10 protein-coding genes are annotated in these 10,099 nt (G+C 71.7%); 4 read left to right on the top strand and 6 right to left on the bottom strand.

All coding sequences use genetic code 11. The features are described from left to right. Nucleotides 1-400 precede the first annotated feature (400 nt). Complete coding sequence (locus C3489_RS25690) at nucleotides 401-2,071, bottom strand: fumarate hydratase (protein WP_103784435.1); 1,671 nt, start codon at nucleotides 2,069-2,071, stop codon at nucleotides 401-403. A 157-nt stretch (nucleotides 2,072-2,228) separates the two neighbouring features. Between C3489_RS25690 and C3489_RS25685 the strand changes: the two genes are divergently transcribed. Together C3489_RS25685 and C3489_RS25680 are read left to right on the top strand one after the other, a co-directional pair. Continuing rightward, nucleotides 2,229-2,930: a DUF1707 domain-containing protein gene (locus C3489_RS25685; protein WP_103784434.1), complete on the top strand. Its 702-nt coding sequence runs from the start codon at nucleotides 2,229-2,231 to the stop codon at nucleotides 2,928-2,930. Between the two features lie 123 nt (nucleotides 2,931-3,053). After that, nucleotides 3,054-3,422: a WhiB family transcriptional regulator gene (locus C3489_RS25680; protein ID WP_103784433.1), complete on the top strand. Its 369-nt coding sequence runs from the start codon at nucleotides 3,054-3,056 to the stop codon at nucleotides 3,420-3,422. A 118-nt stretch (nucleotides 3,423-3,540) separates the two neighbouring features. On the opposite strand, the gene glpX is transcribed toward C3489_RS25680, so the two are convergent. Beyond that, nucleotides 3,541-4,575, bottom strand: coding sequence for a class II fructose-bisphosphatase (gene glpX / locus C3489_RS25675; protein WP_103784432.1), 1,035 nt, complete (start codon nucleotides 4,573-4,575; stop codon nucleotides 3,541-3,543). Between the two features lie 127 nt (nucleotides 4,576-4,702). Between glpX and C3489_RS25670 the strand changes: the two genes are divergently transcribed. Further along, nucleotides 4,703-5,236 carry a DUF4245 domain-containing protein gene (locus C3489_RS25670; protein ID WP_103784431.1) on the top strand — a complete coding sequence of 178 codons (534 nt, stop codon included), beginning with the start codon at nucleotides 4,703-4,705 and terminating at the stop codon, nucleotides 5,234-5,236. A gap of 95 nt (nucleotides 5,237-5,331) precedes the next feature. On the opposite strand, the gene C3489_RS25665 is transcribed toward C3489_RS25670, so the two are convergent. From C3489_RS25665 to C3489_RS25650, 4 genes are all read right to left on the bottom strand, one after another. Next, entirely contained in the window at nucleotides 5,332-5,922 is a 591-nt protein-coding gene (locus C3489_RS25665) for a malonic semialdehyde reductase (RefSeq protein WP_103784430.1), read from the bottom strand. Nucleotides 5,923-6,055: 133 nt separating this feature from the next. Further along, complete coding sequence (locus C3489_RS25660) at nucleotides 6,056-6,277, bottom strand: exodeoxyribonuclease VII small subunit (protein WP_103784429.1); 222 nt, start codon at nucleotides 6,275-6,277, stop codon at nucleotides 6,056-6,058. A 9-nt stretch (nucleotides 6,278-6,286) separates the two neighbouring features. Further along, nucleotides 6,287-7,495, bottom strand: a complete 1,209-nt coding sequence (xseA, locus tag C3489_RS25655; protein WP_103784440.1) for an exodeoxyribonuclease VII large subunit — start codon at nucleotides 7,493-7,495, stop codon at nucleotides 6,287-6,289. Between the two features lie 137 nt (nucleotides 7,496-7,632). Beyond that, nucleotides 7,633-8,997: an APC family permease gene (locus tag C3489_RS25650; RefSeq protein WP_103784428.1), complete on the bottom strand. Its 1,365-nt coding sequence runs from the start codon at nucleotides 8,995-8,997 to the stop codon at nucleotides 7,633-7,635. A 64-nt stretch (nucleotides 8,998-9,061) separates the two neighbouring features. Here C3489_RS25650 and C3489_RS25645 point away from each other — a divergent pair, with 64 nt between their 5' ends. Continuing rightward, a complete protein-coding gene (locus C3489_RS25645) occupies nucleotides 9,062-10,078 on the top strand; it encodes a 4-hydroxy-3-methylbut-2-enyl diphosphate reductase (protein ID WP_103784427.1) in 1,017 nt (338 codons plus the stop codon). The last annotated feature ends 21 nt before the right edge of the window (nucleotides 10,079-10,099 follow it).

Below are 10,099 nucleotides of genomic sequence, written 5' to 3'. Positions count from 1 at the left end.
GCGTGCCGCTGCCACTGCGCCGGCGAGCCGGTTCCGTGCGACGCCTCGCGGGGGCCGGGGGCGGAGCCCCCAGCGGGGTCGAAGGGGCGACGGCCCCTTGGGAATGGGGACGGTAGGGGCGGCGGGGGCGAAATCCGTCCCCGCCGCGCCACAGTCGCCGCGTCGGCCAGGCGGCCCTGCCCCGGGCAACCCACACGGACGCCGACCGCGGCTCTGGGCCCTCGGAGAGACCGTTGAATCTCTCCCTCCGGCGGCACCCGCCATCCCGCCCGGCGTTCGAGCAGCCGGCGGGGTCCAGGGGCGCAGCCCATGGGGCGGGGAGAGGGGCGGCAGCCCCTGGGATGGGGACGGGTAGGGGCGGCGGGGGCGAAAAACGCCCTCCCCGCTCCCGCCGGAGGCGTTACGCCAGCCCGGGACCGCGCACCGGGATCGTCGTGAACGTCGGCGCCGGCGCCGGGTCCTGGAAGAAGTCGTTGCCCTTGTCGTCCACCACGATGAACGCCGGGAAGTCCTCGACCTCGATCTTCCAGACCGCCTCCATGCCCAGCTCCTCGTACTCCAGGACCTCGACCTTCTTGATGCAGTCCTGGGCGAGGCGGGCGGCCGGGCCGCCGATGGAGCCCAGGTAGAAGCCGCCGTGCGCCGCGCACGCGTCGGTGACCTGCTTGGAGCGGTTGCCCTTGGCCAGCATCACCTTGGAGCCGCCCGCCGCCTGGAACTGCTCCACGTAGGAGTCCATGCGCCCGGCCGTCGTCGGGCCGAAGGAACCGGAGGCGTAGCCCTCGGGGGTCTTCGCCGGGCCCGCGTAGTACACCGGGTGGTCCTTCAGGTACTGCGGCATCTCCTCGCCCGCGTCCAGCCGCTCCTTGATCTTGGCGTGCGCGATGTCACGGGCCACGACCAGCGGGCCGGTCAGGGAGAGGCGGGTCTTGACCGGGTACTTGGTCAGCTCGGCGAGGATCGTGTCCATCGGCTGGTTGAGGTCGATCTTGACGACGTCGCCGTCGGACTCCAGGTGCTCGTCCGTGGTGTCCGGCAGGAACCGCGCCGGGTCGGTCTCCAGCTGCTCCAGGAAGACGCCCTCGGCGGTGATCTTCGCGACGGCCTGGCGGTCGGCGGAGCAGGAGACGGCGATGGCGACCGGGCAGGACGCGCCGTGGCGCGGCAGACGCACCACGCGGACGTCGTGGCAGAAGTACTTGCCGCCGAACTGCGCGCCGATGCCGATCTTCTGGGTCAGCTCGAAGACCTTCTGTTCGAGCTCCTTGTCGCGGAAGCCGTGGCCGAGCTCCGAGCCCTCCGCCGGGATCTCGTCCAGGTAGTGCGCGGAGGCGTACTTCGCGGTCTTCAGCGCGTACTCCGCGCTGGTGCCGCCGACGACGATCGCCAGGTGGTACGGCGGGCAGGCGGCCGTGCCGAGCGAGCGGATCTTCTCCTCCAGGAACTTCATCATGGAGGCCTCGTTCAGGACGGCCTTGGTCTCCTGGTACAGGAAGGACTTGTTGGCGGAGCCGCCGCCCTTGGCCATGAACAGGAACTTGTAGGCGCCGCCGTCGGTGGCGTACAGCTCGATCTGCGCGGGCAGGTTGGAGCCGGTGTTCTTCTCCTCCCACATGGTGAGCGGAGCCATCTGCGAGTAGCGCAGGTTGAGCTTGGTGTAGGCGTCGTAGATGCCGCGGGAGAGGGCCTCCTCGTCGCGGCCCTGCGTGAGCACGTTCTGGCCGCGCTTGCCCATGACGATCGCCGTGCCGGTGTCCTGGCACATCGGCAGCACGCCGGCCGCCGCGATGTTGGCGTTCTTCAGCAGGTCCAGCGCGACGAACTTGTCGTTGCTCGACGCCTCGGGGTCGTCGATGATGCGGCGCAGCTGCGCCAGGTGGGCCGGGCGCAGGTAGTGCTGGATGTCGTGGATGGCCTCTTCGGCCAGCTTGCGCAGCGCCTCCGGCTCCACCTTGAGGAACGTCCGCCCGTCCGGTCCCTCGACGGTGGAGACGCCCTCGGAGGTCACCAGCCGGTACGGGGTGGTGTCCTCGCCCTGGGGGAGCAGATCGGTGTACGCGAACTCAGGCATCTCAGCCCATTCCTCACTCGAACGACGGCGGCCCGCCGACGCTGGCGGGCCTCACCAGCGTAGAACCTGCCGCCGACACCGAGCCTGTGAGGTCAGGCTCACTTCGCCCACGAACGAGGGGCTATCGCGATCTATCGTGTTTGGCTATGCTGCTGCCGTGGACCTTCAGAAGCAGGTGGACCCTCAGCCGCAGACCGCCGTGCCGGTCGCCGAACTGCGTGCCTCCGACGCCGACCGTGACCGCATCGCCGACATCCTGCGCGAGGCCCTGGCCGAGGGCCGGCTGACCGCCGACGAGCACGCCGAACGCGTCGAGGGCGTGCTCGCCGCCAAGACGGTCGGGGAGCTGGAGGTCTTCGTCCGCGACCTGCCCGCCGGCCGGCGCCCGGCCGCACCGGCGCACACCGCCGTCCCGCCGCGGCCGGTCCCGGGCGCGATGCCCGCCGACCCCGACGACAACGTGGTCGCGGTCTTCAGCAGCGCCGTCCGCCGCGGCCGCTGGCGCGCGGGCCGCCGCATCCACGCGTACGCGGTCTTCGGCAGCGTCGAGATCGACCTCAGCGAGGCGCTGTTCGAGTACCAACAGGTCGTGATCAAGGCCGTCTCCGTCTTCGGCAACGTCGAGGTGCGGGTGCCGGAGAACGTCTCGCTGCGCGGCACCGGCGGCGGCGTGCTCGGCAACTTCGAGGTGGACACGCTCGACTCCGCCGAGCCCGACGCGCCCGTCGTCTACGTCGACGGCTGGGCGGTGCTCGGCAACATCGAGGCACGGCCCAGCCGCGGCAAGCTCGTCGCGGACATCCTCGACAAGGTCCAGCGCAAGGCGGACCGGGCCGTGCGCAGGCATCTGGGGCACTGACGGACGCCCACTCGGCGCCGCCCGCGGCACGGACGGTCGGGAACTCAGTGCATAGGCGCGCGTACAGCGGGTAGGGCTTGCTGCATCGTCTCTCGCTCGCGAAGCCGTCGTCAGGAGAAGACCGTGCTGCAACCGCCGCATTCGTCCCTGCAGGTAGCCGTACCGGCCCAGCGGGTGCCGACGCGAGACAGGGACCAAGACGCCCCCTGGCACACCGAGGCGGTGTGCCGGCGCGACGAGGCCGGCCTGTTCTTCGCGCCCTCCAAGGAGCCCACCGCGGCCCGGCTCTCCCGCGAGGAGGCCGCCAAGCGGGTCTGCGCCCGCTGTCCGGTCATGGTCGAGTGCCGCGAGCACGCCCTGCTCCAGCCGGAGCCGTACGGCGTCTGGGGCGGCCTCACAGCCGCGGAACGCCGTGTGGTCCTGGCCCGGCGGCGCCGCCGCGAGATGGAGCTGAAGAAGACGGCGAGGGCCACGGGCCGTATCGCGGGCTGAGCCAGCTCCGCACACGCCGAAGGGGCGCCCCTCCGCACAGGGGCGCCCCTCTTCGGTGCCGGGCGCCTTCGGCGCCGGCATCTTCAAGGCCGGGCGGGACGGCGACCGCCCGGCGGCGTCACTTCGCCCGGTCGAAATCGATCGCGCTGTACGCCCGCAGCTTCCGCAGCCGGTGCTCGGAGTCGATCTTCCGCACCGTGCCCGACTTCGACCGCATCACGATCGACTCGGTCAGCGCGGTGTCCGACCGGTAGCGCACACCGCGCAGCAGCTCGCCGTCGGTGATGCCGGTCGCGACGAAGAACACGTTCTCCCCGGAGACCAGGTCGTCCGTGGTCAGCACCCGGTCCAGATCGTGCCCGGCGTCGATCGCCCGCTGCCGCTCCTCGTCGTCCTTGGGCCACAGCTTGCCCTGGATCGTGCCGCCCAGGCACTTCACGGCGCAGGCCGAGATGATGCCCTCGGGCGTGCCGCCGATGCCCAGCAGCAGGTCGACGCCGGTGCCCTCGCGCAGCGCGTAGATGGAGCCGGCGACGTCGCCGTCGGAGATCAGCTTGATGCGGGCGCCCGCCTCCCGGACCTCCTTGATCAGGCCCTCGTGGCGCGGCCGGTCGAGGATGACGACGGTGACGTCCTCGGGCGTGGCCCGCTTGGCCTTGGCGATCCGGCGGATGTTGACGGCGACCGGCGCGTCGATGTCGACGAAGTCGGCGGCCTCCGGGCCGGTGACCAGCTTGTCCATGTAGAAGACGGCGGACGGGTCGAACATGGCGCCGCGCTCGGCGGCGGCCAGCACCGCGATCGCGTTGGGCATGCCCTTGGCGGTCAGCGTGGTGCCGTCGATCGGGTCGACGGCGATGTCGACCTCGGGCCCGGTGCCGTCGCCGACGCGCTCACCGTTGAAGAGCATCGGGGCCTCGTCCTTCTCGCCCTCGCCGATGACGACCACGCCGTTCATCGACACGGTGGAGACGAGGGTCCGCATGGCGCGTACGGCCGCGCCGTCGGCGCCGTTCTTGTCGCCGCGTCCGACCCAGCGGCCCGCGGCCATCGCCGCGGCTTCGGTGACCCGGACGAGTTCCAGGGCGAGGTTGCGGTCGGGGGCCTCGGACGGGACGTCCAGCTCGGACGGCAAATGATGATGCTCGGTCATCGGAGCGCACCTTTCTGATACGACGACGGCCGGATGAGGGTGTTCGGCCCGACTCTATCGTCAGTCCGACAAAATGAGCAGGGGACCCCACGGATGAGCGCATCGGGCACCTGCGACGATAGGGGGCGTGGCAGCTCCGAAAGGCAAGCAGAAGACGGCCCGGGACATGATCCTCTCCCTGGTCCTGATCAGCATGGCGGCGTTGGTGGTCTACTTCATCGCCATCCCGCACGACGATCACGCTCCCGATCTCAAGCGGGTGGACTTCCAGGTCGAGCTGGCCACGGCACGCCGCGCGGCCCCGTATCCGGTGGCCGCCCCGGAGGGTCTGCCGGACACCTGGAAGGCGACGTCGGTCCGCTACCGCGGCGACAAGTCCGATGCCTGGCACCTCGGCTTCAGCGCTCCCGACGGCCAGTACGTGGCCATCGAGCAGTCGACCACGCAGAAGCGCTCGGAGTTCATCGACGAGGCGAGCCAGGGAGCGAAGGCGACGACGGCCACCGAGCAGATCGCCGGCCGCACCTGGGTCCGCTACACCGGCGGCCGCTACGACGCGCTGGTCCTCAAGGACAACCCCGGCGGCTCGACCACCGTGGTGGCCGGCACCGGTTCCTTCGCGCAGCTGACCGAGATGGTGAAGGCGCTGAAGCTGGGCTGAGCCGGCCCGCCCCGCCTCCCGTCCGGACATGCGAAAGAGGCCCCCGGCGGTGCTGGGGGCCTCTTGCTGTCTCGACTTGTCTCTCGACGAGACGATCAGACGGTGGTGACGACCTCGTCGTACGCCAGGCGCGGGGCGCGCGGGTAGGAGGCGTTCTCGCCCGGCTTGCCGATGTTGACGACCATCAGCGGGGTGTGGTCGTCGTCCAGGAACTCCTTGCGCACGCCCTCGGCGTCGAAGCCGGTCATCGGGCCGGCGGCCAGGCCCGCGGCGCGGACGCCGACGATGAAGTACGCGGCCTGCAGCGCGGCGTTGAGCAGCGCCGAGCCCTCACGGACCGGGCGCTCGGCGAAGAAGACGTCCTTGGCCTGCGGGAAGGCCGGGAACAGGGCCGGCAGCTCCTCGTGGAACTCGTTGTCGGCCGAGAGGATCGCGACCAGCGGGGCCGAGGCGGTCTTGGCCTGGTTGCCCTCGGCCATGTGCTGCACCAGGCGCTCGCGGGCCTCGGGGGAGCGGACCAGGGTGACGCGCAGCGGGGTCTGGTTGAAGGCGGTCGGACCGTACTTGACCAGGTCGTAGATCGCCTGCATCTGCTCGTCGGTCACCGGCTCGTCGGTGAAGGTGTTCGCGGTGCGGGCCTCGCGGAAGAGCAGGTCCTGGGCGGCGGGGTCAAGAACGAGAGACATGCGTGAACTTTCTCTGGTGGTGCGTCCGGATCCGGGTGGGCCGGATCGTCTGACGTCCTCGACGGTACGCCAGAGAAGGTTCAAAGTTCAACAAAGGGTGGCCCGGGGTGAGCGCCCTCACACTCGCCGGTGACTACTCCTCGGCCTCCGCCTCCTCCTCGGCCAGCGCCGCGTCCAGCCGCGCCCGCGCGCCCTCCAGCCAGCGCCGGCACACCTTCGCCAGCTCCTCGCCGCGCTCCCACAGGGCCAGGGACTCCTCCAGCGTCGTACCGCCGGCCTCCAGACGCCGTACGACGTCGATCAGCTCGTCCCGCGCCTGCTCGTACCCGAGCGCCTCATCCACCTTGCTGGTCATCCACCCAACCTAAACGTCGACTCGGACAGTGAACTCACCCTCGGCCACCCGCGCCCGCAGCGGCTCCTCCGCCTCCACCTCGGCGGGATCGCGCACCACATGCCCGTCGGCCTTCTGCAGCACCGCGTACCCGCGCTTGAGCGTCGCCGCCGGGGACAGCGCCACCACGCGCGCGTGCGTGTGCGTCAGCTCGGAGTCCGCGCGGTCCAGCAGATGCCCCAGGCACCGCCGCGACCGCTCCACCAGCGACTCCACCTGGTCGGCCCGCTCGTCCACCATCCGGTGCGGGTCCTGTATCACCGGCCGGGCCAGCGCGTGGGCGAGCCCCCGCTCCTCCCGCTCGACGAACGCCTCCACGCACCGCCGGGCCCGCCCGCGCAGCATCCGCACCCGCTCCAGCTCCTCGCCGACGTCCGGCACGACCTTCTTCGCCGCGTCCGTCGGGGTGGACGCCCGCAGGTCGGCGACATGGTCCAGCAGCGGGTTGTCCGGCTCGTGCCCGATCGCCGACACCACCGGCGTGCGGCACGCCGCCACCGCCCGCACCAGCTGCTCGTCGGAGAACGGCAGCAGGTCCTCCACGCTGCCGCCACCGCGCGCGACGATGATCACGTCGACCTCGTCCAGCGCGTCCAGCTCCTTGACGGCCTGCACCACCTGCGGCACCGCGTGCACGCCCTGCACGGCGACGTTGCGCACCTCGAAGCGCACGTGCGGCCAGCGGTGCCGGGCGTTCTCCAGCACGTCCCGCTCGGCGGCCGACGCCCGGCCGCACACCAGCCCGATCAGCTGCGGCAGGAACGGCAGCGGCTTCTTGCGCTCGGGCGCGAACAGCCCCTCGGCCGCCAGCGCCTTCTTCAGCTGCTCCAGGCGGGCCAGCAGCTCTCCGACGCCCACGGGGCGGATCTCGACCGCCCGCAGCGACAGCTGCCCGCGCGGCGCGTACCACTCCGGCTTGGCGTGCACGACGACCCGCGCGCCCTCGCCCACGACGTCGGCGACCGCGTCGAACACCTGGCGGTAGCAGGTCACGCTCACCGAGATGTCGTACGACGGGTCGCGCAGCGTCAGGAACACCACGCCGGCGCCCGGGCGGCGCGACAGCTGGGTGATCTGCCCCTCGACCCACACCGCGCCGAGGCGGTCGATCCAGCCGCCGATCAGGCGGGAGACCTCACCGACGGGGAGCGGCGCTTCGGGAGTCGTGGAGACAGCCATGCGGTCGAGCGTAACGGCCGGGTACGACATGCCGTCGGCGTGCACGGGGCCGCGGGTGAGCGCCGCGGTGGGTTCGGCGGTGTGCCGGGGCCGGGGGGCCGGCCGCGCCCTGGGGTGTCGCGGGCACGCCCCCACCGCTACTCGCGTGGCCGCAGCCGCCCCCGCTGCCCCACCAGCACCAGCAGCCCGATCACCAGCCACACCGCCCCCACCACCTGCGCCACGCCGCTCGCCTCCACGATCACCGCGACGGTGATCCCCGCCCCGACGACCGGCACCAGCACATGCCGCCACCAGACCAGCTCGCCCCGCCGGCGCCCGAAGTAGCCGACCACGCTCGCGTGCAGCAGCGTGAACGCCGTCAGCGCACCGATGTCGACCACCGACACCAGCTTGTCCAGACCGTCGTCGCGCCGCGCCGCCCAGCCCGCCGCGACCAGCGTGATCACCGCCGCGCACAGCAGCGCCACCCGCGGCACCCCGCCGTCCGTCCGCGCCAGCACCCTCGGCAGCCGCCGCTCGCGGCCCATCGCGAACAGCAGCCGTCCCGCCGCCGCCTGCCCCGCCAGCGCCGCGAACGCCGCCCCGATCGCCTTGCTCACGGCGACCAGGTCGTGCAGCCACGTGCCGACGGAGGCGTCCACCGCGTCGTAGAACGCCGAGCCCTGCGCGGCCGGATCGGCGGCCAGCCGGGCGGACGAGGTGGGCTCCAGCAGGGCGACCAGATAGGTCTGCGCGACGAAGAGCACACCGGCGAGCGCCAGGCAGAACAGCAGCGCCCGCGCCACCTTCTGCGACCCGCCGGTGGTCTCCTCGGCGAACGTGGCGATGGCGTCGAAGCCGAGATACGACAGCACGGCCACCGACACCGCCCCGAGGACCGCCGACAGCGCGAACGCGCCCTGGGTGCCGTCCCCCGACAGCGGGGACCACACGCCCCGTTCGGCCCCGTCGCGCGCCAGGACCACGACCGCCGCGACCACGAACACCAGCAGCACGACGATCTCCATCGCCAGGACCAGGAAGCCCGCCAGCGCGGCGGTGCGCACGCCCCACAGGTTCAGCACCGTCGTGACGACCACCGCCAGCGCCGTCCACACCCACCGGGACACCTCCGGGACCAGGGAGTTCATCGCGATCCCGGAGAAGAGGTAGGCCACCGCCGGAATGAGTACGTAGTCCAGCATCGCCATCCAGCCGGCGACGAACCCGGCGCCCTCGCCGAGCCCCACGCGCGCGTAGGCGAACACCGAGCCCGCCAGGGGGACGACCCGCACCATCTGCGCGTAGCTGAAAGCGGTGAACGCCATGGCGACCGTCGCCACCACGTACACCAGGGCCACCGCCCCGTGCGACTTGGCGTCGAGCGTGCCGAACACGCCGACCGGCGCCATCGGGGCGATGAACAGCAGCCCGTAGACCACCAGGTCACGGAAGCCGAGGCTGCGCCGGAGCCGCTGGTGCTCGCCGGCCGGGGACGCCGTCGTATCCGTATCGGACATGCCAACCAGCTTCCCCGTGCGGCGCCCGGTGCGCGATCTCTGGGCGGCCGGACGCACCCGTACGATGGGACGCATGACTGCTTCGCCTGGCCGCCGTGTCCTGCTCGCCGCCCCCCGGGGCTACTGCGCGGGTGTGGACCGCGCCGTGATCGCCGTCGAGAAGGCCCTGGAGCAGTACGGGGCCCCGGTCTACGTCCGGCACGAGATCGTCCACAACAAGTACGTCGTGCAGACCCTGGAGAAGAAGGGCGCGATCTTCGTCGAGCGGACGGAGGAGGTGCCGCCCGGCAACATCGTGATGTTCTCCGCGCACGGCGTGGCCCCGACCGTCCACGAGGAGGCCCGCCAGGGCCGGCTCGCCACCATCGACGCCACCTGCCCGCTGGTCACCAAGGTCCACAAGGAAGCGGTCCGGTTCGCGAACGAGGACTACGACATCCTCCTGATCGGCCACGAGGGCCACGAGGAGGTCATCGGCACCTCCGGCGAGGCCCCCGACCACATCCAGCTCGTCGACGGCCCCGGCGACGTGGACAAGGTCGAGGTCCGCGACCCGTCGAAGGTCGTCTGGCTGTCCCAGACCACGCTCTCCGTGGACGAGACCATGGAGACCGTCGACGCGCTGAAGACGAAGTTCCCCGGGCTGGTCTCCCCGCCCAGCGACGACATCTGCTACGCCACGCAGAACCGTCAGCAGGCCGTGAAGCAGATGGGCGCCGAGGCGGACCTCGTCATCGTGGTCGGCTCGCGCAACTCCTCCAACTCCAAGCGCCTGGTCGAGGTCGCCAAGCTGGCCGGCGCCCGCACCGCGTACCTGGTGGACTTCGCCGACGAGATCGACGAGGCGTGGCTGGAGGGCGTCGGCACGGTCGGCGTCACCTCCGGCGCGTCCGTGCCCGAGGTGCTGGTCGAGCAGGTGCTGGCCTGGCTCGCCGAGCGCGGCTTCGAGGACGTGGAGATCGTCAAGGCCGCCGAGGAGTCCATCACCTTCTCCCTGCCCAAGGAGCTGCGCCGCGACCTGCGCGAGGAGGCGGCCGCGCTGGTCGCCGAGCGCGGCGGGAGCGGTCCGTCGCAGGCGTGACCGTCAGTGGTCCGTCGTAAC

Origin of the sequence: Streptomyces sp. Ru71 (genome assembly GCF_002920535.1) — a bacterium.
Lineage (GTDB): Bacteria > Actinomycetota > Actinomycetes > Streptomycetales > Streptomycetaceae > Streptomyces.
Note: the sequence above shows the minus strand (reverse complement) of the source record. Positions and strands in the feature narration are given on the sequence as shown.

Excerpts from the sequence above, each read along its gene's own strand:
- C3489_RS25645 (WP_103784427.1), top strand. The coding sequence starts at position 9,062 with ATGGGACGCATGACTGCTTCGCCTGGCCGCCGTGTCCTGCTCGCCGCC.
- xseA (WP_103784440.1), bottom strand. The coding sequence starts at position 7,495 with ATGGCTGTCTCCACGACTCCCGAAGCGCCGCTCCCCGTCGGTGAGGTC.
- C3489_RS25650 (WP_103784428.1), bottom strand. The coding sequence starts at position 8,997 with ATGTCCGATACGGATACGACGGCGTCCCCGGCCGGCGAGCACCAGCGG.
- C3489_RS25690 (WP_103784435.1), bottom strand. The coding sequence starts at position 2,071 with ATGCCTGAGTTCGCGTACACCGATCTGCTCCCCCAGGGCGAGGACACC.
- C3489_RS25660 (WP_103784429.1), bottom strand. The coding sequence starts at position 6,277 with ATGACCAGCAAGGTGGATGAGGCGCTCGGGTACGAGCAGGCGCGGGAC.
- C3489_RS25665 (WP_103784430.1), bottom strand. The coding sequence starts at position 5,922 with ATGTCTCTCGTTCTTGACCCCGCCGCCCAGGACCTGCTCTTCCGCGAG.
- glpX (WP_103784432.1), bottom strand. The coding sequence starts at position 4,575 with ATGACCGAGCATCATCATTTGCCGTCCGAGCTGGACGTCCCGTCCGAG.